Genomic DNA, 25,536 nt, shown 5'->3' with positions numbered 1-25,536 from the left:
GTCACGCTCCGCCCACGGGCAGGGAAACGGTGAAGGTGCTGCCCCGACCGGGCTCGCTGGTCAGCTCCAGCGTCCCGCCGAGCAGCATCACCAGACGCCGGGCGTACGGCAGGCCGAGCCCCGTGCCGCCGACCCGGGTCGCCCCCGGCACCTGGTAGAACTCCTCGAAGATCCGGTCGTGCAGCTCCGGGGCGATGCCGGGGCCGGTGTCGATGACCGAGAAGTTCCACCGGTCGTCGCTCTGCCCGGCCCGCAGCCGCACCTCGCCGCGCTCGGTGAACTTCAGCCCGTTGTGCAGCAGGTTGCGCAGCACCTGGCCGAGCAGCACCTCGTCGGTACGCAGCACGGCCGGCGCGGGGGGCTCCTCCACCACCAGCTCCACCCCCGGCCGGGTGGCCAGCGCGCGCAGCGTGCCACGCAGTTGACCGAAGAGCGGCCGCAGGTCCACCTCCGCCCAGTCCGGCTCGATCCGGCCGGACTCCGCCTTCGCGAGGTCCAGCAGCTCGTTGACCAGCCCGAGCAGGTCCGCCGCCGAGGAGCGGATCAGACCGACCTGGCGGGCCTGCTCGTCGGTGAGCGGGTCGGAGGCGGAGTCGGCGAGCAGACGCCCCAACCCGATGATCGCGGTCACCGGGGCGCGCAGCTCGTGGCTCACGTTGGCCAGGAACCGGCTCTTGGACTCGCTTGCCGCGCGCAGCTGGGCCGACTTCTCGTCCAGCTCGGCGTAGAGGGCGACCACCCCCCGGTTGGTCTCCTTCAGCTCCTCGGTGAGCTGGTTGTAGAGCGCCAGCACGCCCCGGTTGGTCTCGGCGAGCTCCTCGTTCAGCACGGCCAGCTCGTCGCGCTGACTGCGCACCTCGTCGAGCGCCGCGATGAGCTGCCCGTTCTGGACGGTCAGCTCATCGAGGGCGCTGGACGGCGCGGTACGGCCGAGTTCGGCACGGAACTCGGCGAGCCGCTCCGGGGTCGGCGTCGGCGCGTTGGCCGGAACTCGTCGGGACATCCTCACGACCGTAACCCCCTGGACGGTCGACACGCTCAAGGTGTCGACCAGTCGGGACACGGCGCCGGACTGCGGCTCGAACCGGCCGTCGGACAGCGGGGCCACCGGGGCAAGGTCGGCGCGGAGGTGGAAGCGGCCGTCGACGCCCGCGTCGATGTGGAAGGAGACGTCCGCGCCTCCGACCATCCGCAGCAGGTCCCGGGCCACCTCGCTGAGAGCGGTGGCGATCCGGACCTGGTCCTGATGTTCCAGGCCGACCACGGCGGCCACCTCGCGGCCGCGCTGCCGGATCACGAAGATGTCCTGCTCGACCCGCAGCGCCATCTGCAGCAGCGGCAGCCCGGCCGGCTCCTCGGTCATACCCAGGACCTCGCGACCAGCACGCAGGCGTCGTCGCGCCGGATTCCGGCGTCGCGCAGCAGGGTCGCGGCCATCACCAGCGGGGATCGCTCCGCCAGGCCCGGGTAGTCGGTCAACCGCCAGCGGTCGACCACTCCGTCGCTGTGCATCACGAGCCGGGCACCCGGAGCGAAGGGATAGTCGTACTCCCGGACCGCCGGCCGCTGGTGCCCCGCGATGCCGGGCAGCGACACCAGCCCCCGGCGCTGACCGTCACCCTCGACGATCACGCCGGCGATGTTGCCCAGCCCGGCGTAGCGCAGCATGCCGTCGGCGGGCGCCAGCTCGGCCACCGCCAGAGCCGCCCCGCGGGTGTACGACATGGCCCGGTGCAGGTGGCTCACCACCGCTGCCGGCGGGGTGGCCGGGGCGTCGCGGAACGCGGCGAGCGCCGCCTCGGTGGCGGCGGCGGCCAGCGGGCCGTGCCCCAGGCCGTCGCTGACCAGCACCTGGTGCCGCCCGTCGGCGACCCGGACGGCGTACCCGTCACCGCTGACCGTCTCGCCGGCCAGCGGCCGGGTCAGGGCGCCGGCCCAGGACGGCCGGGCGGGCTCGGCCGGCCAGACCTGCACGGCGAGGACGCTGCCCCGACCGGGCAGCGAGTACGCGTCGAACCAGCTGGCCTGCCGGACGATGGCACCCAGGCCGATCCCGAGCGTGCCGGTGGTGGAGTGCCCGTCCTGGGACGAGACGGTCAGGTCGGCCATGCCGGGCCCGGAGTCGATCGCCACCAGCTCCACGCCCGCCTCACCGGCCCGGCGTACCGGCCGGAGCAGCAGGACGCCCTCGTCGGCGTGCTTGACCAGGTTGCTGGTCAGCTCGGCGGCGACGATCGCCAGATCGGCGATGCGCGACTGGCCCAGCTGAATCTGCTCGCCGAGTCGCTCGGCGGCACGCCGGACGGCGCTGGCCGCGCTGCCGGCCTCCACCCGGAACCAGATGCCACTGTCGGTGACCGCGTCGCCGTTCACCGGGACCACTTGGTGACCGTGATACGCGTGCCGGTCTCCGCCGACGTCTCGATCTCGAATTCGTCGACCAGTCGCCGGGCCCCGCTGAGCCCGAGGCCCATCCCGCCGCCGGTGGTGTAGCCGTCGGTGAAGGCCAGGTCGAGGTCGGGGATGCCGGGGCCGGAGTCGGCGAAGACGATGCGCACGCCCCGGCGCCGCCCGTTGTCCACGGTCGTCACCTCCACCGAGCCGCCGCCGCCGTACACGAGGGTGTTGCGGGCCAGCTCGCTCGCCGCGGTGACCACCTTGGTCTGGTCGACCAGGGAGAGCTTGACGGCCACCGCCACGCCACGAACCAACTGGCGGACGCGCACCACGTCCTCGTCACTCCGGATCGCCTGCGCCTGCGGGCCCAGGTCGACGCCCGCGGTCACGGCGTGGCCGTCTCGGCGTCCGGATCATCGTCGAGCTGGTACTCGAGCTCGTCGGCGCGGGCCACCGCGATCAGTTCCATGCCGCGCTCGACGTTCAGGGCGGTACGGATTCCGTTCAGCGACAGCCCCAGTTCGACAAGGGTGATGGCGACGGCGGGTCGCATCCCGACCACCACCGTCTCGGCGTCGAGCACCTTGGAGATCGACGCGATGCTGGAGAGCATCCGCCCGACGAAGGAGTCGACGATGTCCAGCGCGGTGATGTCGATGATGACGCCGTGGCAGCCGGTGACGACGATCCGCTCGGCGAGGTCCTCCTGGAGCGCGACGGCGGTCTGGTCGGACATGTCGAGCTGGATGGAGACGAGCAGGATGTCACCGATCTTGAGGATCGGAACCCGTTCCATCAGGCGTCCCGGCGTGGCTGTCGGCGGGCGCTCTCCACGCCGGTCAGCCGCAGCACGTGGCGCAGCGCGTCGGCGAGGCTCGCCTTGGTGGCGATGTCACCGAACTCGATGCCGAGCGCGACGATGGTCTGCGCGATCTGCGGGCGGATGCCGGAGATGATGCAGTCGGCACCCATCAGCCGGGCGGCCACCACGGTCTTCAGGATGTGCTGGGCGACCTGGGTGTCCACCGCCGGCACGCCGGTGATGTCGATGATGGCGTACGGGGAGCTGGTGTCGACGAGGGTCTGCAGCAGCCGCTCCATCACGACCTGGGCCCGGGCCGAGTCCAGGGTGCCGACCAGCGGGACGGCGACGACGCCCTCCCAGAGCTTGACCACCGGCGTGGAGAGTTCGAGCAGCTGCTCGGCCTGGTCGGCGATCAGGCTCTCCCGGGTGCGGACGAAGCTCTCGAAGGTGAACAGACCCATCTCGTCGACCAGCCCGGAGAAGGCGACGTAGTCGCGCAGGGCGTTGTCGCCGCCGGCCTCCTGCACCAGCTCGACCAGCACGTCCTTCAGCGCGAAGATGCTGATCGCGGTCTCGGTGGCGGAGAAGCCCTGCCGGGCCCGGCCACGGGACAGCTCGGACAGCGTGGCGCGCAGCTCGGCGGCGGTGTCGGCGGACAGGTCGATGGCGCCCTGCTGGCCGGTGTCGACGATGGCCTGGTGCAGGTCCTGGACCTGCCGGCGCAGCTCCGCCTGACTCAGTCGGCCGCGCAACGAACCGGCGACGGTTTCCGTCCATCGGTGCGTGACCCGCTCGGCCTGACCGCCCAGCAGCGCGGCGAGTCGACCACTTTCCTCGGCGCTCAACGCCATTGCGAAAACCCCCTCGACCTGGAACGGGGCGGACTCTATCACCGGGGCCTGATCAACTACTTGCCCCGTAGCAACGGAATGATGATGACCACCGGATCCCGGCTCCCGTTCTGCGTTCGACCCCGTTCGTGGGATACCGTTCCCCCGATAACAGGAGGTCTGGCGAATGTCCTTGACGGTGCACACGGAACAGCGCGGCGACGTGGTCGTCGTGTCGGTCGCGGGCGAGCTGGACATGGCGACCGCACCCCAGTTGCAGGACCAGATCACCGACCTGCTCGACAAGGGCCGTAACCGGCTGGTGTTCGACCTGGCGGATGTCTCGTTCTGCGACTCGACCGGCCTGTCGGTCTTCGTCCGCGCCAAGAACAGCTGCGACGAGGCCGGCGGCGTGGTGCGGCTGGCCGCCCCGCAGCGGGGGGTGCTGCGCATCCTCGAGGTGAGCGGTCTGGTCGAGGTGCTGCACACCTATCCGACGGTGGATCAGGCCGTCGCTGGCGAACCGTCGCCGGCCTCCTCCTGACCGCTGTCGCTCGTCACTCGTCCTCGACGTAGCGGGGACGAGCGATCGCCATGCCCGCCGCCGCCTGCACGGCGAGCGCTACCAGCAGGAATCCGATCGGCGCGCTCCAGCCGCCGGTGACCTCGTAGAGGATGCCGACCATCAGCGGGCCGAGGGCGGCGATCACGTACCCGGTGCTCTGTGCGAACGCGGAGAGCGCGACGGTTCCCTCGGCGGTGCGGGCGCGCAGACCGATGGCGGTCAGGATCATCGGAAACGCGCCCTGGCCGATGGCCAGCAGGGTCACCCAGAGCAGCGCGGCGCCGTGTGGGGCGAGTGCCAGCCCCAGGTAGGCCAGCGTGGACGCGGCGGTCAGCCCGAGCACCAGGGGGCGCAGGGTGGCGAGCCGGCCGGCCAGGGTGGGCATCACCAGGGCGATGGGCACGCCGAGCGCGGTCACTCCGGCGAGCAGCAGCCCGGCCGACTCGGGCTGGTAGCCGGCGTCGCGGAACAGCTGGGCCAGCCAGCCCATGATCGCGTACCCGCTGAGCGACTGGGCACCGAAGTAGATGGCCATGGCCCAGCCCAGTCGGGTCCGCGCCGGCCGGATCCGCGCCGGCGGGGAGACAGCCGCCGTCGGGGTCGCCCGCCGTGCGGCCGCCCTGGCCCGCAGCGCCAGCGGCACCCACGGGAGTACGGCCACCGCGGCCAAACCGGCCCAGACGCCGAGCCCCGCCCGCCAGGACCCGAAGGCGTGCGCGATCGGCACCGCGGAGGCCGCGGCGACCGTCGTGCCGACGGTCAGAGCCATCGTGTACGCCCCGGCGACCAGGCCGGTGCGGTGCGGGAAGTGCTGCTTGACCAGCATCGGCAGCAGGATGTTCGCCACCGCGATGCCGGCCAGCGCCAGCGCACTGGTGATCATGAAGACCCAGGTCGAGTCGGTGGTGACCCGGAGCACCTGGCCGGTGGCGAGGGCGAGCATGGCGACCACCAGCACCCGGGCCGGCGCCACCCGGCGGACCAGCCACGGGGTGAGCGCGCCGAGGCCGGCGAACGCGATGGTCGGCAGGGTGGTGACCAGGCCGGCGGTGGTTCCGGAGAGCCCCAGCCCGTCGCGGACCTCGTCGAGCAGTGCGCCGAGGCTGGTGACCGCGGCGCGCAGGTTGAGCGCGACCAGCAGCATCCCGACCAGCACGAGCGCGCCGCCGGTCGCCGGGTGCGTCCGTCGGCCCCTGCCGGGGTCGAGCGCCGGGCCGGGAGTGACGGCGACGGGGGCCGGGGGCGCCGGAGCGGCGGTCGGTGGCGGGGTCATGACCTCTAACCTACAATCATGGGATGAATTTGGGACCGGTGATGTAACCAGTGCCACCGTCGGTCGATTCCGCTTCCGCGCCCCCGGTGCCGCCCCGCGGCCACCGCGTCCGGCAGACCATCGAGCAGCTCCGCGCCCGGATCCTGGGTGGCGAGTGGCCGGTAGGCGCCCGCATCCCCACCGAGCCGCAACTGGTCGCCGCGCTGGGCGTCGGGCGCAACACCGTCCGTGAGGCCGTCCGCGCCCTGGTGCACGCCGGCGTGCTGGAGTGCCGGCAGGGCTCCGGCACGTACGTGGTGTCCACCGACGAGCTGGCGCCGGTGGTGGCCCGACAGCTCGGCGACGACCGGATGACCGAGGTCATCGAGGTGCGGCGCGCCTTCGAGGTGGAGGCCGCCCGACTCGCCGCTCTGCGGCGCACCCCAGCCGACCTGGCGGCGCTCGACGGCGCGCTCGCCGAGCGCGAGGCGGCCTGGCAGGGCGGTCGGGTGGACGCGTTCGTCGAGGCGGACGCGGCGCTGCACACCGCGGTGGTCGCCGCCGCGCACAACGCGATGCTCGCCGAGCTGTACGCCTCGGTCGGCGCCGCCCTGCGCAGCACCGTCGCCCAGGCAATGGGGGACGTGCTCACACCAGAGCGCTACGTCGACCACACCCGACTGGTGGAGGCGATCCGGGCCGGTGACCCGGCGCTGGCGGCGATCGAAGCCGGCGCTTTTCTGGAGCCCGCCGGAGGGGCATAGGTTGTGCCGGACGGAAAACCGGACACCTCGGGAGTACGGATGCTCAAGGGCTTCAAAGACTTCATCATGCGCGGCAACGTCGTCGACCTGGCGGTCGGCATCGTGATCGGCGCCGCGTTCACCGGCGTGGTCACCGCTCTCACGACCTCCTTCCTCAAGCCGATCATCAAGCTGGTCGGCGGCGGGGATGACCAGTTCGCTGGTCAATGGGAGATCAGCAAGGGCAACTTCATGGACTGGGCGGGTTTCCTCAACGCCCTCATCACGTTCGTGCTCACCGCGGCGGTGCTCTACTTCTTCGTGGTGTTCCCGATGAACAAGCTGGCCGAGCGGCGCCAGCGGGGCGAGGAGCCGCCACCGGCGGCGCCGAGCGAGGAGGTCAAGCTGCTCACCGAGATCCGGGACGCGCTGGTCTCCGCCGGTCACACCGCTCCGGGCCAGCAGCGCGGGGCGCTGGACGACGTGCTGGGCCGCCGCACGGAGCCGCCGGCACCGCGCTGACCGACGGATGCACATCGGCCCCTGCGGGAATCCCGCAGGGGCCGCATCTTCTCGTACGTGTGTTCGATAGAGTCCCGCCATGGAGCAGCGAAAGCACTGGTGGAACGGGAAATGGGGGCGACTGGCCCGGCGGGACGTCTTCCTCCGGGTGGACGCCGACCGGTGGCACGTCGAGCAGCGCGCCGGCGGCGCCGAGGGCATCTCCCGGTTCTACGAGTACGGCAGTGCGGACGAGGCCGAGGACACGGTACGGGCGCTGCTCGACGGCCCGGACACCTGGCGCGAGCTGTCCCCGCGCCCACCGGGCGGCTGGACCCCGACGAACGGCTGAGCGGTCGACGACGGCGTTTAGCGGCGTACCGCCCCGGGAACCGCGATGGGATGAACCCCCAGGACGAGCAGCAGGCGACCATCTCGCGGATCACCACCGGGATGCCGGTGATCGACCCCGCCGGCGCCGAGGTCGGCACGGTGGATCTCGTCCAGCGGGGTGACCCGAACGCGGTGACCGTGCAGGCGCCGACCGCCGATCCGGGCAGCAGCCTGGACGAGCTGATCGAGGCCACGGCGGTCGACGAGCCCGAGGTCCCGGCCGACCTGGCGGCCCGGCTGCTGCACGGCGGCTACCTGAAGGTCTCCACCGAGCTGGCCGGGACCGGCGCGGTGTACGTCCCGGCCGACCGGATCGCCGCCGTCACGGACGGCCGGGTGCTCCTCACGGTCGGCGTGGCCGACCTTCCTCCCGAGGAGTAGCTCGGCCGGGCAGCGCAGTCCTCGACGCAGTCCTCGGCGCTGCTGGGGCGACGGGTCCGGGTATCCGCACCCGTCGCCTTTGGAGCTGATGTCGTAGACGATTCAGCCAGGGTGATGTCGTAGACGATTCAGCTCGAAAGGGAGTCAGACCCAGGCCGGCCGGCGGCCGGCAGCGGGTCGGCCAGCGCCTCGGGCCGAAGCACCGCCGGCAGCGGGTCGGCCAGCGCTTCGGGACGCGGCACCGCCGGAGCGGGTTGGTCCGGCGCGGCGGGTGGGCGGCGGCGGAAGAGCAGCAACATCAGGCAGCCGGCGACCAGCCCCCAGAACGCGCCGCCCACACCGATCAGCGTCACCCCCGACGCGGTCACCACGAAGGTGACCACGGCGGCCTCACGGGTCGCCGGGTCGGTCACCGCCGAGGCGAGTGCGGTGGCCAGGGCACCCAGCAGCGCCAACCCGGCGACCGCCTCGATGAGGATGGGCGGGGCGACCGCGACCAGCGCGGTGGCCACGCCGGCACCCAGCCCGAGCAGGGCCAGGCCGACGCCGGCGGTGACCGAGGCGACCCACCGGCGGTCCGGGTCGGGGTGCGCGTCGGGGCCGGCGGCCAGCGCGGCGGTGATCGCCGCGAGGTTCACCGCGTGCCCGCCGGCCGGGGCGGCCAGCAGGCTGGCCAGGCCGGTGGCGCGCAGGGCGGCGCCGAAGGGCGGGCGGTAGCCGTAGCCGGCCAGCACCGCCATGCCGGGTACGTTCTGCGCGGCCATGGTGACCAGGAACAGCGGGAGGGCGAGCCCGACCAGCCCGGACGCGTTCCAGGCCGGCGCGGTCAGGGTGACCGACGGGGTCAGCTCCCCGACGGCCAGGCCGGCCGGCGGTGCGGTCAGCGCGATGGCCGCCACCGCCACCAGCAGCGCGCCGGGCACCGCCCAGCGGCGGGCGAACCGGTGCAGCAGCAGCCAGGCGACCACCACCGGGCCGGCCACCGCGGGCAGCTCGACCAACGCGCGGACCGGCGCTGTGCACAGCGGCAGCAGCACCCCGGCGAGCATGGCGCCGGCGACCGGCTTCGGGATGGCGGCCACCGCCCGGCCGAGCGGCGGGAACAACCCGGCCGCCACGATCAGCAGACCGGAGACGAGGAACGCGCCCACCGCGACCGGCCATCCACCCGGCGGCGGCCCGGTCGCCACCAGCAGCGCCGCACCCGGCGTGGACCAGGCCACGCTCATCGGCACCCGGTGCCGTACGCCCAGCCAGGCGGCGGCGAGCCCGCACGCCACGCAGAGCGCGAGCAGGCCGGAGGCCGCCTGTGCGTCCGACGCGCCGGCCGCCCGGAGCCCGGCCAGCACGACGGTGAACGAGCTGGCGAAGCCGACCAGCGCGGTCACCACGCCGGCCAGCACCGGTTGCGTGCGTCCGGCCATCCGCATCCTCCCGACTGTTCCGTTTACGGAACGACAGCGTGTAGCACGATAGCCGGGTGCCGCACCCACCACCAGCCCGCCGTCCGGGCCTCGACGTGGATCCCGCCGTCGTGGGCCGCAGGGTCCGCGCCCTCCGCGAGGAGCGGGGGATCTCGCTGTCCACACTGGCCCGACTCGCCGGCGTCGGAAAGGCCACGCTCTCCGGCCTGGAGCGCGGCACCCGCAACCCGACGCTGGAGACACTCTGGGCGGTCACCGCGCACCTCGGCGTGCCGCTGACCGCCGTGCTGGCCGAGCCGGCCGCCGCGCCCACCGTGCACGGCACCGCGGTCAGTGCCACCCTGCTGGAGGTGTTCACCGACGCCGACGCGACCTACGAGCTGTACCGGATGCGGGTCGCGCCCGGACCGGGGCAGCTCTCCCCCGCCCACCAGCCCGGGGTCACCGAACACGTCACCGTCTTCGCCGGTGTCCTGTGCGCGGGCCCGGTGGACGCGCCGCTGACCGCGCCGGCCGGCGGTCACCTCCGCTGGGTCTCCGACGTGCCGCACAGCTACACCGCGGTGGGCGACGAAGAGGTCGCCGCCAGTCTGCTGCTGCGGTACCCGCGCCGCTGATTTCTCGACATAGGCGGTGGGCGTAGAGACGGCGGTGGGGTGTTCTTGGCAAGCTGGACCCCATGACGCTGATCCTCCGCTCGGCCATCCTCAACGACATCGGACTGATCCGGACCAACAACGAGGACTCCGCCCTCGCCGGTGACCGCCTGATCGCCGTCGCCGACGGCATGGGCGGGCTGCCCGCGGGCGAGGTGGCGAGCGAGATCGTGATCCGGATCCTGGACGAGCTGGCACCGCCGACCGAGTCCGACGAGGCCGCCGATGCCCTACGCGCCGTGGTCAGCACCGCCAACCAGCGCATCCACGCCGCCATCACCGTCGACCCGACCCGCGAGGGCATGGGTACGACGCTGACCGCGGCACTGCTGGCCGGCGAGACGCTGGTGCTGGCCCAGGTCGGCGACTCCCGCTGCTACCTGCTGCGCGACGGGGAGCTCACCCAGCTCACCCGGGACGACACGTTCGTCCAGGCACTGGTCGACCAGGGCACGCTCTCCCCCGAGCAGGCCCGGCACCACCCGCAGCGGTCCCTGGTGACCCGGGCCGTGCAGGGCGCCGACACCCCACCGGCGGTCGGCGTGCTCACCGTGGGCCCCGGCGACCGGCTGCTCCTGTGCAGCGACGGCCTCTCCGACTACGTCGAGGACGAGGCCATCGCGGCGGCTCTGGGCATGTACTCCGACCGCCAGCAGTGCGGCGAGCAGCTGGTGAAGCTCGCCCACCACGCGGGCGCACCCGACAACGTCACCGTCGTCGTCTCCGACGTCATGACCCGCTGACCCGGCCGCAGGTCCGACCTGGTCGATGGGCGAACGACCGGCCGTGGCGATTCCGGTCGACCCACTAGGTAGTTGTGCCATCTAGCTGATGCCGCTACTGTCCGCCGGGTGGATTCCGACCGGCGCGGGCAGTGGCTGCGGGGGGTGCTCGACATCTGCGTCCTGGCCCTGCTGCGGGAGCGCGAGTCGTACGGCTACCAGCTCGCCCAGGCGCTCGACGCCGCAGGAGTCGGGCCGATCCAGGGCGGCACGCTCTATCCCGTGCTGCTGCGCCTGCAACGCACCGGCCTGGTGACCGCGCAGTGGCGGGAGGGCACCGCCGGGCCGGCCCGCAAGTACTACCGGCTCACCGACGACGGGCGGGAGGCGCTGCGCCAGGGCGGCAGTGCCTGGCTCGCCTTCGTCGCCCCGGTGAGCGACGTCGTCACGAAGGGGGTCGCCGGGTGAACGCCGACGATTGGCTGCGTACGTTCACAGCCGAGCTGCACCAGCGCCGGGTCGCGGTGGACGCCGCCCGACACGTGGTCGCCGAGGCCGCCACACACCTGCGCGAGGGGGGCGGCGACCCGTGGGTCGTCTTCGGTCCACCCCACCAGTACGCGGCCGCGATCGTGGAGAGCATCGGCACCGCGCCCGGACCGCGCCCCGGGCCGGTCCGGTTGCACGCCCGGGGCATCACCAAGCGGTACGGCCGGCGGACGGTGCTGAGCGACGCGACGCTGACCGTCCGGGCCGGACAGATCGCCGCAGTGGTCGGCGCGAACGGCTGTGGCAAGAGCACCTTCCTGCGGATCTGCGCCGGGCTGGTCTCGCCCGACGCCGGTGAGGTGACCATCTCCGGGCGGCTCGGCTACTGCCCGCAGTCCGGTGGCACCGCCGACTTCCTGCTCGCCGACGAGCACTTCGTGCTGGTCGGCGCCGGTCAGGGAGTGGCCCGGGGGCCCGCCCGCCGCGCCGGACGGGCAGCGGCCCGACAGCTCGGCTGGGAGGCGGGCGGCGACATGCTGGCCCGGCACCTCTCCGGCGGCACCCGACAGAAGCTCAACCTGACCATGTCCACGCTCAGCAATCCGGACGTGCTGCTGCTCGACGAGCCGTACCAGGGCTTCGACCAGGGCACCTACGTCAACTTCTGGGATCAGCTCGCCCGGCTGCGCGACGCGGGCAAGGCGATCGTCGTGGTGACCCACCTGCTCAACCAGCTCGACCGGGTGGACACCGTGCTCGACCTGACCCCGACACCACAGCCCGGGTGGCTCGCGCCCGGCGTCCAGGGAGGTCACCCGTGAACCGGCTCCTCACCGTCGCCGAGATGACCCTGCGGGAGTTGCTGCGGCGTCGGGGCGTACTCCTGCTGTTGCTGTTGATGCCGTTGACCTTCTACCTGATCCGGCGGGACGCCTACCTCGGGCAGTCGGTCCGCTCGCTGCTGCTCGGTGTGGGCTGGGCGGTGAGCACCGCCGCGCTCTTCGCCACCACCGCGGCCCGTGAGCTGGAGCCGAGGCTGAGGCTGGCCGGTTACCGCCCGCACCACCTCTATCTGGGCCGGATGCTGGGGCTCTGGACGGTGGGGCTGGTGATCTCCGTACCGTTCTTCCTGCTGCCCCTGGTCGACGGCGCGGAGCTGCGCTACGCCGGTCTGGCCGCGGCGATGCTCTGTTCCGTCGGTGTGGCGGCGCCGTTCGGCATGTTGATCGGCGCGCTGCTGCCCCGGGAGCTGGAGGGCACGCTGCTGCTGCTCACCGTGGTGACCGTGCAGATGCTGATCGACCCGGCCGGGTCGGGGGCGAAACTGACGCCGTTCTGGTCGAGTCGGGAGATCGCCACCTGGGCGGTGGACCACACCGACGAGGGCTACCTGTCCCGGGGGGCGCTGCACGGGCTCGCCGTCACCACCCTGCTGGTCCTCGGCGTGGCCGCGGTCGCCAGCGTCCGGCTGCGCCGCCGTCGGCACCTGCGGCACCTGCCCGTCGGCTGAGCGGCGCGCTGGCGGATTGCGCCAATCCGGTTGCTCCGACCATCACGGCAGGTTGAGATGGTCGGATGACCGTGCGCCGGGTGACCGCCGATGAACGCCTGACCACCAGCTTTCCGCTGGCCGCGTACGCCTTCGAGTCGTCACCGCTCGGTGCCGCCCGGGTCGACGCGTTCCGCGACTACCTTCCCTACCAGGCGGACAACCGGACGCTCATCGTCGAGGAGGGCGGCAGCACGCTGGCCGCCGCCTCGGCCATCCCGATGCGGCAGAACCTGCGCGGCACGGTGCTGCCGATGGCCGGCGTCGCCGGGGTGGCCACCCACCCGCTGGCCCGCCGGCAGGGGCACGTCCGGACGCTGCTGCACCAACTCCTCGACGAGATGCGCGACGAGGGGCACGCGCTCAGCGCGCTCTACCCGTTCCGGCCCAGCTTCTACGCCCGGTTCGGCTACGCCGGGCTGCCCAAGCCGCGCACGGTCACCTTCGCCCCCGCCGACCTCGGCTCGCTGCTGCGCCTCGAACTGCCCGGCGAGGTGCGCTGGGAGCGGATCGGGGCCGCCTATCCGGCGTGGCGGGGGTTCACCGAGCGCTGCCTGCGGGAACGGCACGGCTTCTCGGTCTTCCCGGAGTACCGCGCCGTCGGGCTGCGCGACCGGGACGAGCACTGGCTGCTCACCGCGCGCGTGGGCGACGCGGTCACCGGCGCGGTCACGTACCGGATCGACGACCACGGCGGCACCCTCATCGGCAACGAGCTGCTGTACGCCGATCCGCTCGCCCGGGCGCTGCTGCTGCAGTTCTTCTCCCGGCACGTCGACCAGGTCGACCGGATCACCGTCCAGGTCCCCCCCGACGAGCTGCCGGAGCTGTGGCTGACCGACCTGGCCGTGCACGTCGAGGCGCGGGCCGCCCGGCCGGGATCGTCCGCCCCGATGGCCCGCCTGCTGTCCGTGGCCGCGCTGCACGGGCTGCCCACCGGGCCGGGCCGGGTCCGCATCGAGCTGACCGGTGACCGCTGGCTGGCCGGCAGCCACCTGCTGGACGGCACGAGCGGGTCGCTGGAGGTGACCTCGGACGCCGACGGCCGGACGCCGACGGCCACACTCACCGCCGCCGGGCTCTCGGCCCTGGCGTACGGGGTGCTGGACCCGGCCGAGCTGCCGCTGCGCGGGCTGGGTGAGGTGCCGGCGGACGCGGCCACCGAGCTGCGCGGCATCTTCCCCCGCCGGGTCCCGTACGTCTTCGCCGACTTCTGAGCACCCTCGCCGGGCAGCCGAGTTTTAGCAGCTGGTTAAGCCGGCATGGCGAATTCGCCCGGACGCCGTCCCGGCTCCTAGCATCACGGGGTGCGCATGACGTCGCTTGCCGCCCTCCTCGTCCTCGGTGTCGCCACCGCGACCCTGCCCGCCTGCGCGCCCAGCGACCCGGCCCCGGCCTCGCAGCCCGGCTCCTCGGGCGACCCGGCGGCGCTGTCGACAGCTGACCAGGGCGTCGCGCCGGCGGGCCGGGACGGTCTCGGCGGCCCCGGGGCCAGCGCGAGCCCGAAGCCGGCCACCCCGGCCGGCAAGGCGCTCGCGGCCGGCAACCCGAACGGCAACGCCACCGTGCCGGCCGAGGGACGAGCCGTCGACACGTCGAAGCCGACCCGGACCATCGGCACCGGCACCCCGGCGAGCTGCACCTCCGCGGCGGTCGTGAAGGCCGTCGCCGCCGGCGGGATCATCACCTTCAACTGCGGGCCGGCACCGGTGACGATCAAGATGGCCGCCACCGCGAAGGTCCGCAACGCCAACGGGCCGAAGGTCGTGCTGGACGGCGGCGGCACGGTCACGCTCAGCGGCCAGGGGCAGCGCCGCATCCTCTACATGAACACCTGTGACGAGGCCCAGGGCTGGACCACCTCGCACTGCCAGAACCAGGACCACCCGCAGCTCACCGTGCAGAACCTGACCTTCGCCGAGGGCAACTCCACCGGGGACAGGGCCGAGGGCGGCGGCGGTGGCGCGATCTTCGTACGCGGCGGGCGACTCAAGGTGGTCAACTCCCGCTTCGTCCGCAACCGCTGCGACCGCACCGGCCCGGACCTGGGCGGCGCGGCCATCCGGGTGCTCAGCCAGTACGAGAACAAGCCGGTGTACGTGGTGGGCAGCACCTTCGGCGGCACCGCCGGCCAGGGCGGTTCCTGCTCCAACGGGGGCGCGCTGAGCAGCATCGGCGTGTCGTGGGTGGTGCTGAACAGCGTGCTCAGCCACAACGAGGCGATCGGCAGCGGCGCCAACCCGGCGAAGTCCGGCACACCCGGCGGCGGCAGCGGCGGCGCGATCTACTGCGACGGCAACGAGTTCACCGTGCGGATCGCCGGCACCATCATCGAGAACAACAGGGCCAACGAGGGCGGCGGCGCGGTCTTCTTCGTCAGCAACAACCGCACCGGCACCATGACGATCGAGAAGTCCACCCTGCGCCGCAACCCGAGCGGCAAGTTCGAGACCCGGGGCTTCCCCGGCATCTTCTTCCTCGGCGCCCGCAACCCCACCGTCACCGGCTCCAGACTGAGCTGAGCCCGGCGTACCTCAGTAGGGGTTGCCCTGGCCGGCCATGCGGGCGCGGAGCAGGCCGGCCGGGCGGCCGGGCAGGTCCGACGCACCGGACATCGGCGGGCTGCCGGTGTGGCCACCGTCGGCCATCCCGGCGAAGAGTTCCTTCAGCGCGGTGAGCGCCGTGATCTTGGGCTGCCAGCCCAGCTCGGCCTCCGCGCGCTCGCTGGACATCAGCGGCGCGTTCAGGGCCAACGCCACCCACCCCGGGTCGACCGGCTGCAACCGCGTCCGCCACGTCAGCGCCGCCGCCGCCCGTAGCACCGGCGAGGCGACCGGCACCGTCCAGCCGTGGAAGTGCCGGGCCACCAGCTCCGGGGTCAGCACCGGGTCCGCGGCGACGTTGAAGGCGCCGCGCACGTCACCCAGAACCGCCCGGGCGTACGCGTCGGCCACATCGTCGGCGTGCACCGCCTGCATCCGCAGCCGGCGGTTGTTGGGCACCAGCGGGATCCAGCCGTAGCGCAGCAGCCGCACCGGCGCCAGCGGGCCGAGGAAGTAGCGGGTGATCTCCACGCCGGCGTCCCGCTGGAAGGTCAACCCGGGTCGCAGCCGCACCACCCGGAGCGTCGGGTGACTCTGCTCGATCCTGTCCAGCAGAGCCTCCACCTCCGCCTTGTGCTCGCTGTACGACGAGCCGGCGACCCCGGTGGCCGGCCAGCGCTCGCTGACCGGGTGGTCCTTCGGGCCGGGCGCGTACGCGCCGACCGAGGAGGCGTACACCAGCGCCGGCACGCCGGCGCGGACCAGGGCGTCGAACACGGCCCGGCTGCCGTCGACGTTGGTCCGCCGCAGCACCCGCTGGTCGTGACTGGGCTGGATCTGCCAGGCCAGGTGCACGACCGCGTCCGCGCCCGCGAACACCTCGACGAGCTTCCCCGTCGCACCCGGCGCGCCGATGTCGCAGGAGTGCCACCTCACCCGGTCGTACGGCTCGCCAGCCTCCGGCCCGGGCAGCCGCCGAGCCACCCCGACCAGATCCACGCCCCGCTCCCGGCCCAGCCGGCGCAGCAGAGCGGTACCGACGTTGCCGCTCGCCCCCACCACCACGATCCGCATGTCCGACCCCGTACCCGTCCAGCGGCCCGCCAACCGCCCGACCTGGTCCGGCGCGGCTTGGCACGGCGCGGCTTGATCCACTCGACTTCCTGGAAGTCGGGCTATCCGGGTGGGCTGGACAGCCCGACTTCCGGGATACCGAGTTGATCAGGGGCGGGGGGAGTCCCGGACCCAGCCGTGCTTCTCCTTGCCGCGTCGGCCGGTCGTCGCCGCCAGACAGCGCGGGCAGATCCAGCCGACCGGGTCGGCCTCGGTCAGCACATCGGTGCCCGAGTAGTCGAAGCGCACGTGCGGGAAGCGGCGCAACCGGGTCCGGCTGAGCGCCAGCCCGCAGACGGTCTGGTTCTGGCCGGGCAGCCAGGCGTGCACCTCACCACCCGGCTCGCGTACGCCGTCCGGCCCGATCTCCTCGCCCGACGCCGCCACCGCCGGAGTCCCGCTGATCCTCATGCCTGTCCCGATTCCCCACCGGCCCGCACCCATGCATCCGGTTGATCCCCTCAACCGGACCAGCCGGGCACCCCGACGCCGTGTTGATCGACGGATGGCCCGCGCGACGCAGGCATCGACGGGTGGCCGGAAGCCGAGAGTCGCTGGCCGGCGCTGTCGGGTAACCTGAGCGCGCGGGCCGCTAGCTCAATGGCAGAGCTGTGGACTTTTAATCCATAGGTTCAGGGTTCGAGTCCCTGGCGGCCCACTCTTACGCAGGTCAGCGGCCCTTTGCGGGGCCGCTGTTGGTGTCATTCCGGCCGGTACAGCAGCGAAGTACAGCAGTAGTGCCTACCGACCGTACGGATCAATCCGATTCCCAAGCTGACAGTTCGGGTTCGGTTCCGTTAGCCGCTCCACACGAGGCCCTGGGCGGGACTCCGTCCGAGCCGGGCCCTCGTTGTGGGCGTTAGCACAGGCTTAACCCGGCCTTATCCCACCGCGCGCGAGGCTGGTCCCTGCCCAGGCCGGGGAAGGACCGGTCCGGGTTTACACGGGAGGATCACCCATGCCAATTCATACCCTCGGGGTGCCCGCCCTGGCCGTCGCCCTGCTGACGGCCGTCACCCCGACCGCCGCCACCGCCGGGACCACCAACTTCGGCCCGCCGGTCGACGTGGCGACGGGCGCCGTCCCGGGCGCCATGGCCACCGGCGACCTCGACGGCGACGCGCGGCCCGACCTGGCGGTCGCGCACACGGACGCGGACCGGGTCTCGATCCTGCTCAGCCAGGGGGCGACCGGCTTCCGGACCGGGACCGTGGTGGCCCTCGACGGCGCGCCCCGCTCGGTCGAGCTCGCCGACGTTGACGGTGACGGCCGGCGGGACCTGGTCGCCACGATCGTCGACATCGAGCTCGATCAGGTGGTGGTCGCTCTCGGTCGAGGCGACGGCCGGTTCCGGGTGCCCCGGGTGATCGACCTGGCCTCGAACAGCATCCCCCGAAACCTGGTCTCGGCCGACCTCGACGGTGACCGAGACGTCGACCTGGCGCTGACCCTCGCGGGGCGAGAGCAGGTCCAGGTGCTGCGCAATGACGGACGGGGCCGGTTCACACCAGGGGCGACTCTAGCGGCCGAGCCGACTGCCAACGACGGGCTGGCCGGGACAGACCTCAACGGAGACGGCCACACCGACCTGGTGGCGACCGGCGGCGGCTATGGCCGGGTGGTGACCTGGTTGAACGCGGGCGACGGCACCTTCGCGCCCGGGGTGTGGCACGAACTACCGACTCCCCGCAGCCCGGCCGTGCTCGCCGACTTCAACACCGACGGTCGGGTCGACGCGCTCGTACCGGGATCCGAGTGGGGCGACGCCCTTTACCTGGCGGGCAACGGCGACGGCACCTTCACCGAGGAGCGCACGCTCGCTTTCGGGCAAGGTGAGCGGACCGCCGCCGCCGGCGACTTCGATGGCGACGGTCGCGCGGATCTCGCGTTCGGCGGCGGCTACTACGGCGTGCTGGTGATGCTCGGCAACGGTGATGGCACCTTCCAGGCCCCGGCCACCTTGGCCACGCCCGGTGTTGCCGGCACGCCCGTGGTGGATGACTTCACCGGGGACGGGCGGGACGACATCGTCGTGCCGAACGCCAACGGCCTGAGCGACATCCTTTGGTTCTTCCCGGCCATCTAAGCGCCGGACCGGGGAGGGCGGTAGACGAACGGCCAGTCGGAACTGTTGGGTGGCGAAACGGCCTGACCAAGCAAGTATTAATCAGGCCCCCGCAGGGCCCGCCAACGGACGAAGCGCCCGGGATCCTCCGGGTGCTTCGGCCATTTTGGCAATCCTAAGAGCCGAGGTCAGGCAGCGAGGCAGCAAGAAGGCAGCACGAGCGCCGGTGCGGGTTGACCCCGAGCGTGAACCGACGGCGCTCGCTACCTGCTCCCCGACGCGGGTTGCCATCGGCTGGCGGCGGCCGACACCTTGACACCGCATCCCCCCGACGGGGTTCGTCGACGGTTACGACAGGGTCAGCGGCCGACGCGGATGCGGTCGGCGGCGTACAGCTCGCGGGATCCGTCGGCTCGGAAAATCACGATGACCGGGATGCCCTCACCGATCTCCAGTTCGCGCCGTTCAGCCGGGGTCGGCATACGCGCGGTCGCGGTGTCGCCCTTGAGGAGGGTCACCGTTTCGGTCGGCTCGTCGGCGCGGACGAACGTGCCGCGCGGGGGTTCCACGATCACGAGCCCTTCCGACCGGAGTAGCGCTACCGCTTGTCGGACGCTCGTGCGACTCAGCCCGTACTCCTGAGCCAGTCGCAACTCGCTCGGTAGCGATGCGCCGGGTGCGAGGTCGCCAGACGTGATCCGGTCTCGCAGGAGGTCTGCGAGCTGCCGGAACACGGCGCGATCCGCACTGGGGTCGATCACGAATGTGACGCTACGTGTCCAACAGTTCTACATCTTATTGTATCTACAGTCCTACGTCGTTACGGTGACATGAGCTGGGACAACAGCCGGCGATCGGCTCCGCCGACCGTGAGATCGACAAAGGCCCGAGGGGAGACCTGTGCCTCGCGTGTCGTACGAGGAGTACTTGGTGGCCGTCGCGCTAACCCTGGCAAGGCGGCACCAGCCGGACTGGTCCTGGGAGCGATGGCGGAAGGTCTGCCGATGCGGAGGCGACTTGCCCTGCCGTTCGAGGCATCGAATCCCGATCAACCGAGGTCACTGGCCGTCAGAGGACGGCCGGCTATCCGCTCCGTCATCGGAACCGCCAGCCGGGCGGAGGGAGCCCAAGTGACGACCCACCTCCCGATCACGCCGGCCTGGACCTGCGGTGGCTGCGGCGCCGACTGGCCCTGCCACACCCGCCGTCGAGAGCTACGAGCGGAATACGACCGAGCGCCGGTATCGCTCGCTCTCTACCTGGCAGCCCAACTCGTCGACGCCGCGCAGGACCTGGCCCACGTCCCCGCTGGCCACCTGCACCATCGGTTCCTCGGCTGGACCCGATGAGCATCCTGCGGCCCGGCGACGAGAAGTTCCACTACAGCGACGGCTCCCACCGGTGGATCGCGCCGGACCCGGACTATGACCAGGAGGTCTGGGACGAGCAGGTCCGCCAGCACAAGCAAAGCCACCTGAGAAACGAGCGCCCGAAGGTCCGCGTCCAACGCCTCGTATGACGCCAGCAGTACAGCAACCGTGCCAGCCGAACCCGGCCGAGAAGCGCGTCAGCAGCCCGGATGACCTCGCACCGCACCTGATCCGCTCGGGTCGCCGGCAATCCATAGGTTCAGGATTTGAGTCCCTGGCGGCCCACTCTTACGCAGGTCGGCGACCCCAACCGGGGTCGCTTTCGCCGCGATCGGGGTCGGCACAGCAGCGAGCCGGTCATCAGTCGAGCGCCTCGCCGAGTCGTTTGAGCGCGTCGCAAGTGGCCGCCAAGGACACCACCGCGTAGATCTACGACCCCGGACGGAAGAGAGAAGGGACACCCTCCAAGGTCCGTTGACATGTGTTTCCGTCCAGTGACAGCGTTGTCATCGACTCATTTCCTCCATATGAGACGAGGAGCGCACCTTGCTCTATCGGAGTTCACGCCGCCGCGGCGCGACAGCAGCCGCCGCCACCGGCATTCTCATCACGGGGCTGATACTCGCTCCGTCCGCGCCGGCCCAGGCCAGCCACAACCAGGCGAAAGACGAAGCCGTTCGGTCGGGCAACGCACGCTTCGAAGTGCTGTCCCCGACCCTGATCCGCACCGAGTACCAGAAGGACGGCAGGTTCACCGACGCCGCCACGTTCAACGCCATCGGGCGCGATGATTTCCCCCGTACGCGTTTCACCAAGCGCATCGATCACGGCTGGCTCACCATCGACACCGGCGCGATGACGTTGCGTTACCAGGTCGGCTCGGGCGCGTTCACCGCCGACAACCTCACTGTGCAGCTCAAGACCGGCAAGCAAACCGTGCAGGGCCGACCCTGGGCCGGCCACACCGCCCCGGCCTGCGCGTTCGGCGCTCTCTGCGAGGCCGAATCGCTGCAGCTGAGCGGCCCCGGCGTGGCCACCGACCACCGGGGATATACCGGACGCGGCTTCGCGGCCGGCTTTGCCTCGTCCGGCGACTCAATCAAGTTCGCGCTCGATGCTCCGGAAGGCGGCACGAAACAGCTCACCGTCCGCTACGCCAACAGCACCGGCGGCGACGGCCAGAACGTGGCCCGCACCCTGACGGTTCAGGTCGACGGCGACGCCGGCCGCACGCTGACACTGCCGCCCACCGCGAACTGGGACACCTGGGGCCTGGCCAACGTGCCGGTCGACCTCACCGCGGGCCGGCACGAGATCAGCGTCGTGCGGGGTCCCAACGACTCCGGCAACGTGAACGTCGACAGCCTCGCGGTGGCCAACCCTGGTGATTCGTTCCCGGCGCCGACCCCGCCCCAGCCGCAGCCCCTGCGGTTCGGCACGCTGGGCGAGGCCGAGACCGGCGCGCTGACCGGCGGCGCGAAGCCCGCGAACGACCACAACGGCGCTTCCGGTACGGGATTCCTGGCCGGCCTGGAAAGCACCACGTCCGCTGACGCGCTCACCGTGACGGATGTTCCGTCCGCCGGTGACTACCAGGTGCAGATCCGGTACGCCAACGGCCAGGCCGGCTCCCAGCCGAGCCAGGCGCGCACGATGTCGGTCACCGCGGGAACGGCGGCGCCGGTCACGGCGACCCTTCCACCGACCAGCGGATGGGACTACTGGAACACCGTTTCCGTCCCGGTCCACCTCAACCAAGGCACCAACACCGTGACGCTGGGGTGCCCCACGGATGCCAGTTGCAACGTCAACGTGGACACGGTCGCCGTCACCAGCAAGGGCTCCCCGCTACTCGCTCCGCACGCGCCGCTCGGCGGCTACCGCCGGGGCCTGGACGGCGTGACCGGTTCCGCGCTTACCGCTCCGGGCCTGCTCTACCAGGACGGCTGGTACCTGCTCGACGACTCGGCTTCGGCCCTGAGCAACACCAAGCCCCGGCCTGCTGCCGAGCAGGACGGCTACGTCTTCGCGTACGGGCAGGACTTCACCCGTGGCCTGAAGGACCTGTCGACCCTGACCGGGCCCACGAAGCTGCTGCCGAAGTGGGCGTACGGGGTGTGGTACTCCGAGTACTACGACCGCACCGCCACCGAGTTCCAGGACCTGGTGACCCGGGCCAAGGCCGAGGGCGTGCCGATGGATGTGCTCGTCCTCGACACCGACGTCAAGGCGCCGGACAAGTGGAACGGCTGGAGCATCGACCCCACCCGGATCCCCGACCCGAAGGCGTTCTTCGACTGGGCCAGGAAGCAGGGCCTGCACACCGGTATCAACATCCACCCCAGCATCCTCGGCTCGGACCCGAAGTTCGCGCAGGCGCAGGCCACCGCGAAGGGCAAGCTCCAGCGCGTCGGCTGCAACGGCGGTGCCGACTGCTACGCGTTCGACTTCGGCGACCCGGACCAGCTCAAGGCGTACATGCAGCTGCACGACGGGATGCTGCCGAAGGGCACCAAGGGCCCGGACTTCTGGTGGCTGGACTGGTGCTGCGACAACACGAAGTCCTCGCTCGCCGGGGTGACCGCGGACGCATGGATCAACCAGCAGTACGCCGACAAGACCGGCTTCGCCTTCTCCCGGGCGTACGGCTCGTTGCAGGCCGGCGGCTACAGCAGCCCGACCCCGGTGTCGACCGGACCGTGGGCCGACAAGCGCACCACGCTGCACTTCACCGGCGACACCACCTCGGACTGGCAGACCCTGCAGATGGAGGTCGGCTACACGCCGGGCGAGTCGGCCGCGACCGGGCTGGCCGCGGTCAGCCACGACATCGGCGGGCACACGGGCGGCCTTCAGGAGCCGGGCAGCGAACCGGGCAGCACCAAACTGCCCGACGACCTGTACGCCCGGTGGGTCCAGTTCGGTACGTTCCAGCCGATCGACCGGCTGCACTCCAACCACAGCGACCGGCTGCCCTGGCAGTACGGCCCGGCGGCGAACGCGTCGGCCAAGAAGTTCCTGAACCTGCGGGAGAAGCTGCTGCCGTACACCTACGCCGCAGCCAAGGAGGCCACTCGCACGGGTACGCCCATCGTCCGCTCGATGTACCTGGCGTACCCGAATGAGCAGGCCGCGTACGCCACCGCCGGTTCCCAGTACCTCTACGGCCCGGACTACCTGGTGGCACCGGTGACGACGCCCGGCAACACCGCCACGACGTCGGTGTGGTTCCCGCCGGGCAACAGCTGGACCGACATCTTCACCGGGAAGACGTATCGGGGCGGCACCACGCAGAACATCACCACCACCCTGGACACCATGCCGGTGTTCAAGAAGCACTGAGACGGTCAGTCCCAGACCGGCACCACCACCGCCAGCCTTCCGGGGCGGCTTCCAGGGCGGGTCCGGACGTCGGCCGGGTGGGGAACCCACCCGGCCGGCGGACTCGGCCATTCCGGCGGCACCGTGATCCGGACGCCCGTCGGCTGCGGCGAAATGGCGGCGTGCTCCGACACCGCCGCGACCTCGACCTGCGCGCCACGGTTTCTCCGCGAAAGTGCCGGTCAGCCCGGGCAATGGCGTTGCACTCTCCCTGGCCCGGCCGGTTAGGCTGCCGGCATGACCAGTTCGCACGCGTTCCCGACGGCGTCCTCTGACGTCCTGTTCGGCGCGCTGCGACGCCGGCGGTCCAACGACCGCCTGCGCTGAGCCATTCTCTGCGACCGGCGGATCGAGCCGCCGGTCATCCTCGATCGTCCTCGGTCCGCCCGCATCCCCTTCCGGTGATCCGCGAGCGGCGGATCCGAGCGAGATCGGCGTACCCATGGATCTGGAGAAACTGCTGACCGACCGGCTGGCGCCGGCGTTCGCGACGGTCGCCGGCGTGCCGGTGGACCCGGTTGTGCGGCGCTCCCAGCGCGCGGACTTCCAGTCCGACGCGGCGCTGGCACTGGCCCGGCGGCTCGGCCGGCCGCCGCGGGCCATCGCCGCCGAGGTGCTACAGCACGCCGAGCTGGCTGACCTGTGCAGCGCGGCGGAGGTCTCCGGGCCGGGCTTCCTCAACCTGACCGTCGCCGACGATGCCATGGCGGGGCTGGTCTCCGCGCTAGCTAGAGACTCGCGGCTCGGGGTGCCGGTGGTCGCCGCGCCGGAGACCGTGGTGGTCGACTACTCGGCACCCAACGTGGCGAAGGAGATGCACGTCGGGCACCTGCGCTCGACGGTGATCGGCGACGCGGCGGCCCGGCTGCTGGAGTGGCTGGGGCACCAGGTGGTGCGGGCCAACCACCTCGGTGACTGGGGCACGCCGTTCGGGATGCTGATCGAGCATCTGGTCGACCTGGGCGGGGCCGAGGCGGCACAGGAACTCTCCATGGGCGACCTGGACTCGTTCTACAAGGCGGCCCGGGTCAAGTTCGACGCCGATGAGGCGTTCCGCGAGCGGTCCCGGCGGCGGGTGGTGGCCCTGCAGGGTGGCGATCCGGCGACGCTGCGGCTGTGGCGGCTTCTGGTGGAGCAGTCCGAGCGGTACTTCCTGACGGTGTACGACCTGCTTGACGTCACCCTGACCGAGCGGGACTTCCACGGCGAGAGCAGCTACAACGACCTGCTCGGTCCGGTGGTCGAGGAGCTGGACCGGCTGGGTCTGCTGCGGGAGAGCGACGGCGCGGCCTGCGTGTTTCCGCCCGGCTCGGTCGGGCGGGACGGGGAGCCGCTGCCACTGATCGTGCGTAAGTCCGACGGTGGTTACGGCTACCCGGCCACCGACCTGGCGGCGGTCCGGCATCGGACCGGCACGCTGGGCGCGACCCGGCTGCTCTACGTGGTCGGGCTGCCGCAGCGGCGGCACTTCGAGATGGTGTACGCCGCCGCCGCGCAGGCCGGTTGGCTGGCCCCGCCGGCCCGGGCCGAGCACGTCGGGTTCGGCTCGATCCTCGGACCGGACGGGCGGATGCTGCGCAGCCGGGCCGGCGGGTCGGTGAAGCTGGTCGGGCTGCTGGAGGAGGCGGTAGCCCGGGCCACCGCGCTGACCCGGCAGCGGAACCCGGACCTCGGCGAGGAGGAGGCGGCCGAGGTGGGCCGGGCGATCGGGGTCGGCGCGATCAAGTACGCCGACGTGTCCAGCGACCGGCACAAGGACTACGTGCTCGACTGGGAACGGATGCTCTCGCTGGACGGCAACACCGCGCCCTATCTCCAGTACGCGTACTCCCGGATCCGGTCGATCTTCCGGCGGGCCGGCGTGGCGGCCCGGCCGGAGGCGGGCATTTCGCTGGGCGAGCCGGCCGAGCGGGCGCTCGCCTTCGAGCTGGTCGGCTTCGGCAGGGTGGTTGGCGAGGTGGCGGAGAACCTGGAGTTCCACCACCTGGCCGGGTACCTGTACCGGCTGGCCGCCACGTTCAGCGCGTTCTACGAACGCTGTCCCGTGCTGCGGGCCGACGGACCGGTCCGGGAAAGCCGGCTGGTGCTCTGCGACGTGACCGCCCGGGTGCTCGGGCAGGGACTGTATCTGCTTGGCATCCGCACTCCCGAACGGATGTGATCGGAACGAGATGGCAGATTCCGTCGTCGGTGACGAGCAGCGGCCCAAGCATCGAGACACCGACCGCAACCTGGCAACGGGCGGCGCGAGCCGCAAGCAGGGCAGGCGAAGGAAGGTACCGGTCTCCACCGCCGCCGCCCAAGTCATGAGGCGCCACCTCAGTTCAGGGTGCGTCAACGCTCCTACGTGGTACGAA

The 25,536-nt window shown here is 71.9% G+C and carries 27 protein-coding genes and 1 tRNA gene; 18 read left to right on the top strand and 10 right to left on the bottom strand.

Translation table 11 applies throughout. The features are described from left to right. Window position 1 precedes the first annotated feature (1 nt). The 5 genes from ACTWLT_RS21030 to ACTWLT_RS21010 are packed head-to-tail and all read right to left on the bottom strand — an operon-like array spanning window position 2 to window position 4,053. On the bottom strand, window positions 2–1,363 hold the full coding sequence (locus tag ACTWLT_RS21030) for a sensor histidine kinase (protein ID WP_445319840.1): 1,362 nt from the start codon (window positions 1,361–1,363) through the stop codon (window positions 2–4). After that, entirely contained in the window at window positions 1,360–2,373 is a 1,014-nt protein-coding gene (locus ACTWLT_RS21025) for a SpoIIE family protein phosphatase (RefSeq protein ID WP_445319864.1), read from the bottom strand. Before ACTWLT_RS21025 ends, ACTWLT_RS21030 begins: the two co-directional genes overlap by 4 nt. Next, on the bottom strand, window positions 2,370–2,786 hold the full coding sequence (locus ACTWLT_RS21020; RefSeq protein WP_445319839.1) for an ATP-binding protein: 417 nt from the start codon (window positions 2,784–2,786) through the stop codon (window positions 2,370–2,372). The genes ACTWLT_RS21025 and ACTWLT_RS21020 overlap by 4 nt, the downstream gene beginning before the upstream one ends. Continuing rightward, complete coding sequence (locus ACTWLT_RS21015; RefSeq protein ID WP_445319838.1) at window positions 2,783–3,193, bottom strand: STAS domain-containing protein; 411 nt, start codon at window positions 3,191–3,193, stop codon at window positions 2,783–2,785. The genes ACTWLT_RS21020 and ACTWLT_RS21015 overlap by 4 nt, the downstream gene beginning before the upstream one ends. Beyond that, window positions 3,193–4,053: an STAS domain-containing protein gene (locus ACTWLT_RS21010; protein WP_445319837.1), complete on the bottom strand. Its 861-nt coding sequence runs from the start codon at window positions 4,051–4,053 to the stop codon at window positions 3,193–3,195. The genes ACTWLT_RS21015 and ACTWLT_RS21010 overlap by 1 nt, the downstream gene beginning before the upstream one ends. Window positions 4,054–4,219: 166 nt before the next feature. Here ACTWLT_RS21010 and ACTWLT_RS21005 point away from each other — a divergent pair, with 166 nt between their 5' ends. Then, a complete protein-coding gene (locus tag ACTWLT_RS21005; protein WP_252416271.1) occupies window positions 4,220–4,576 on the top strand; it encodes an STAS domain-containing protein in 357 nt (118 codons plus the stop codon). Between the two features lie 13 nt (window positions 4,577–4,589). On the opposite strand, the gene ACTWLT_RS21000 is transcribed toward ACTWLT_RS21005, so the two are convergent. Then, window positions 4,590–5,741: an MFS transporter gene (locus tag ACTWLT_RS21000; RefSeq protein WP_445319863.1), complete on the bottom strand. Its 1,152-nt coding sequence runs from the start codon at window positions 5,739–5,741 to the stop codon at window positions 4,590–4,592. A 179-nt stretch (window positions 5,742–5,920) separates the two neighbouring features. On the opposite strand from ACTWLT_RS21000, the gene ACTWLT_RS20995 reads away from it, so the two are divergent. The 4 genes from ACTWLT_RS20995 to ACTWLT_RS20980 all read left to right on the top strand — a co-directional run bounded on the left by ACTWLT_RS20995 (window position 5,921) and on the right by ACTWLT_RS20980 (window position 7,867). Beyond that, window positions 5,921–6,613 (top strand): FadR/GntR family transcriptional regulator, encoded by a 693-nt coding sequence (locus tag ACTWLT_RS20995; RefSeq protein WP_252416272.1) that lies wholly within the window; start codon window positions 5,921–5,923, stop codon window positions 6,611–6,613. 39 nt (window positions 6,614–6,652) lie between these two features. Beyond that, window positions 6,653–7,114, top strand: coding sequence for a large conductance mechanosensitive channel protein MscL (gene mscL, locus ACTWLT_RS20990; RefSeq protein ID WP_445319836.1), 462 nt, complete (start codon window positions 6,653–6,655; stop codon window positions 7,112–7,114). Window positions 7,115–7,193: 79 nt separating this feature from the next. After that, window positions 7,194–7,445 carry a hypothetical protein gene (locus tag ACTWLT_RS20985; protein ID WP_252416274.1) on the top strand — a complete coding sequence of 84 codons (252 nt, stop codon included), beginning with the start codon at window positions 7,194–7,196 and terminating at the stop codon, window positions 7,443–7,445. Between the two features lie 50 nt (window positions 7,446–7,495). Beyond that, entirely contained in the window at window positions 7,496–7,867 is a 372-nt protein-coding gene (locus ACTWLT_RS20980) for a hypothetical protein (RefSeq protein WP_252416275.1), read from the top strand. A 128-nt stretch (window positions 7,868–7,995) separates the two neighbouring features. Here the strand turns inward: ACTWLT_RS20980 and ACTWLT_RS20975 are convergent, their stop codons facing one another. Beyond that, entirely contained in the window at window positions 7,996–9,291 is a 1,296-nt protein-coding gene (locus ACTWLT_RS20975) for a benzoate/H(+) symporter BenE family transporter (protein ID WP_445319835.1), read from the bottom strand. A 56-nt stretch (window positions 9,292–9,347) separates the two neighbouring features. On the opposite strand from ACTWLT_RS20975, the gene ACTWLT_RS20970 reads away from it, so the two are divergent. The 7 genes from ACTWLT_RS20970 (at window position 9,348) to ACTWLT_RS20940 (ending at window position 15,229) form a co-directional block, all read left to right on the top strand. Continuing rightward, window positions 9,348–9,908, top strand: coding sequence for a helix-turn-helix domain-containing protein (locus ACTWLT_RS20970; protein ID WP_445319834.1), 561 nt, complete (start codon window positions 9,348–9,350; stop codon window positions 9,906–9,908). A gap of 62 nt (window positions 9,909–9,970) precedes the next feature. Further along, window positions 9,971–10,690 (top strand): PP2C family protein-serine/threonine phosphatase, encoded by a 720-nt coding sequence (locus ACTWLT_RS20965; RefSeq protein WP_445319833.1) that lies wholly within the window; start codon window positions 9,971–9,973, stop codon window positions 10,688–10,690. 108 nt (window positions 10,691–10,798) lie between these two features. Next, window positions 10,799–11,137, top strand: coding sequence for a PadR family transcriptional regulator (locus tag ACTWLT_RS20960; protein ID WP_252416279.1), 339 nt, complete (start codon window positions 10,799–10,801; stop codon window positions 11,135–11,137). Then, entirely contained in the window at window positions 11,134–11,979 is an 846-nt protein-coding gene (locus ACTWLT_RS20955) for an ATP-binding cassette domain-containing protein (protein WP_445319832.1), read from the top strand. The genes ACTWLT_RS20960 and ACTWLT_RS20955 overlap by 4 nt, the downstream gene beginning before the upstream one ends. Then, window positions 11,976–12,668, top strand: coding sequence for a hypothetical protein (locus ACTWLT_RS20950; protein ID WP_252416280.1), 693 nt, complete (start codon window positions 11,976–11,978; stop codon window positions 12,666–12,668). Before ACTWLT_RS20955 ends, ACTWLT_RS20950 begins: the two co-directional genes overlap by 4 nt. Before the next feature lie 65 nt (window positions 12,669–12,733). Next, window positions 12,734–13,924: a GNAT family N-acetyltransferase gene (locus ACTWLT_RS20945; protein WP_445319831.1), complete on the top strand. Its 1,191-nt coding sequence runs from the start codon at window positions 12,734–12,736 to the stop codon at window positions 13,922–13,924. Window positions 13,925–14,020: 96 nt separating this feature from the next. Further along, window positions 14,021–15,229 (top strand): hypothetical protein, encoded by a 1,209-nt coding sequence (locus ACTWLT_RS20940; RefSeq protein ID WP_445319862.1) that lies wholly within the window; start codon window positions 14,021–14,023, stop codon window positions 15,227–15,229. A gap of 12 nt (window positions 15,230–15,241) precedes the next feature. Here ACTWLT_RS20940 and ACTWLT_RS20935 read toward each other — a convergent pair whose 3' ends face one another. Then, window positions 15,242–16,324 (bottom strand): NAD-dependent epimerase/dehydratase family protein, encoded by a 1,083-nt coding sequence (locus tag ACTWLT_RS20935; RefSeq protein ID WP_445319830.1) that lies wholly within the window; start codon window positions 16,322–16,324, stop codon window positions 15,242–15,244. 147 nt (window positions 16,325–16,471) lie between these two features. Continuing rightward, the gene (locus ACTWLT_RS20930) at window positions 16,472–16,774 is read right to left on the bottom strand and encodes a hypothetical protein (protein WP_252416283.1); all 303 of its coding nucleotides are present in this window, start codon (window positions 16,772–16,774) and stop codon (window positions 16,472–16,474) included. Between the two features lie 175 nt (window positions 16,775–16,949). Between ACTWLT_RS20930 and ACTWLT_RS20925 the strand changes: the two genes are divergently transcribed. Both ACTWLT_RS20925 and ACTWLT_RS20920 read left to right on the top strand, forming a co-directional pair. Then, window positions 16,950–17,021, top strand: a tRNA-Lys gene (locus tag ACTWLT_RS20925). 300 nt (window positions 17,022–17,321) lie between these two features. Further along, on the top strand, window positions 17,322–18,449 hold the full coding sequence (locus tag ACTWLT_RS20920) for an FG-GAP repeat domain-containing protein (protein WP_445319829.1): 1,128 nt from the start codon (window positions 17,322–17,324) through the stop codon (window positions 18,447–18,449). Window positions 18,450–18,787: 338 nt separating this feature from the next. Here ACTWLT_RS20920 and ACTWLT_RS20915 read toward each other — a convergent pair whose 3' ends face one another. After that, window positions 18,788–19,189: a GntR family transcriptional regulator gene (locus tag ACTWLT_RS20915; protein WP_445319828.1), complete on the bottom strand. Its 402-nt coding sequence runs from the start codon at window positions 19,187–19,189 to the stop codon at window positions 18,788–18,790. 369 nt (window positions 19,190–19,558) lie between these two features. Here ACTWLT_RS20915 and ACTWLT_RS20910 point away from each other — a divergent pair, with 369 nt between their 5' ends. From ACTWLT_RS20910 to argS, 4 genes are all read left to right on the top strand, one after another. Next, complete coding sequence (locus ACTWLT_RS20910; RefSeq protein WP_357047073.1) at window positions 19,559–19,777, top strand: flavin reductase; 219 nt, start codon at window positions 19,559–19,561, stop codon at window positions 19,775–19,777. After that, window positions 19,774–19,947: a hypothetical protein gene (locus ACTWLT_RS20905; RefSeq protein ID WP_445319827.1), complete on the top strand. Its 174-nt coding sequence runs from the start codon at window positions 19,774–19,776 to the stop codon at window positions 19,945–19,947. The genes ACTWLT_RS20910 and ACTWLT_RS20905 overlap by 4 nt, the downstream gene beginning before the upstream one ends. Before the next feature lie 553 nt (window positions 19,948–20,500). Continuing rightward, complete coding sequence (locus ACTWLT_RS20900) at window positions 20,501–23,140, top strand: TIM-barrel domain-containing protein (RefSeq protein ID WP_445319826.1); 2,640 nt, start codon at window positions 20,501–20,503, stop codon at window positions 23,138–23,140. 481 nt (window positions 23,141–23,621) lie between these two features. Further along, a complete protein-coding gene (gene argS, locus ACTWLT_RS20895; RefSeq protein WP_445319825.1) occupies window positions 23,622–25,340 on the top strand; it encodes an arginine--tRNA ligase in 1,719 nt (572 codons plus the stop codon). The last annotated feature ends 196 nt before the right edge of the window (window positions 25,341–25,536 follow it).

The organism is Micromonospora yongxingensis (assembly GCF_052601155.1).
This window is presented reverse-complemented; position numbering and strand designations above follow the sequence as displayed.

Bases quoted from the DNA above. Each gene is read 5' to 3' on its own strand.
- ACTWLT_RS21030 (WP_445319840.1), bottom strand. From the start codon at position 1,363: ATGACCGAGGAGCCGGCCGGGCTGCCGCTGCTGCAGATGGCGCTGCGG.
- ACTWLT_RS21015 (WP_445319838.1), bottom strand. From the start codon at position 3,193: ATGGAACGGGTTCCGATCCTCAAGATCGGTGACATCCTGCTCGTCTCC.
- ACTWLT_RS21010 (WP_445319837.1), bottom strand. From the start codon at position 4,053: ATGGCGTTGAGCGCCGAGGAAAGTGGTCGACTCGCCGCGCTGCTGGGC.
- ACTWLT_RS21005 (WP_252416271.1), top strand. From the start codon at position 4,220: ATGTCCTTGACGGTGCACACGGAACAGCGCGGCGACGTGGTCGTCGTG.
- ACTWLT_RS21000 (WP_445319863.1), bottom strand. From the start codon at position 5,741: ATGCTGCTGGTCGCGCTCAACCTGCGCGCCGCGGTCACCAGCCTCGGC.
- mscL (WP_445319836.1), top strand. From the start codon at position 6,653: ATGCTCAAGGGCTTCAAAGACTTCATCATGCGCGGCAACGTCGTCGAC.
- ACTWLT_RS20985 (WP_252416274.1), top strand. From the start codon at position 7,194: ATGGAGCAGCGAAAGCACTGGTGGAACGGGAAATGGGGGCGACTGGCC.
- ACTWLT_RS20980 (WP_252416275.1), top strand. From the start codon at position 7,496: ATGAACCCCCAGGACGAGCAGCAGGCGACCATCTCGCGGATCACCACC.
- ACTWLT_RS20975 (WP_445319835.1), bottom strand. From the start codon at position 9,291: ATGGCCGGACGCACGCAACCGGTGCTGGCCGGCGTGGTGACCGCGCTG.
- ACTWLT_RS20965 (WP_445319833.1), top strand. From the start codon at position 9,971: ATGACGCTGATCCTCCGCTCGGCCATCCTCAACGACATCGGACTGATC.
- ACTWLT_RS20945 (WP_445319831.1), top strand. From the start codon at position 12,734: ATGACCGTGCGCCGGGTGACCGCCGATGAACGCCTGACCACCAGCTTT.
- ACTWLT_RS20940 (WP_445319862.1), top strand. From the start codon at position 14,021: ATGACGTCGCTTGCCGCCCTCCTCGTCCTCGGTGTCGCCACCGCGACC.
- ACTWLT_RS20935 (WP_445319830.1), bottom strand. From the start codon at position 16,324: ATGCGGATCGTGGTGGTGGGGGCGAGCGGCAACGTCGGTACCGCTCTG.
- ACTWLT_RS20930 (WP_252416283.1), bottom strand. From the start codon at position 16,774: ATGAGGATCAGCGGGACTCCGGCGGTGGCGGCGTCGGGCGAGGAGATC.
- ACTWLT_RS20920 (WP_445319829.1), top strand. From the start codon at position 17,322: ATGCCAATTCATACCCTCGGGGTGCCCGCCCTGGCCGTCGCCCTGCTG.
- ACTWLT_RS20905 (WP_445319827.1), top strand. From the start codon at position 19,774: ATGAGCATCCTGCGGCCCGGCGACGAGAAGTTCCACTACAGCGACGGC.
- argS (WP_445319825.1), top strand. From the start codon at position 23,622: ATGGATCTGGAGAAACTGCTGACCGACCGGCTGGCGCCGGCGTTCGCG.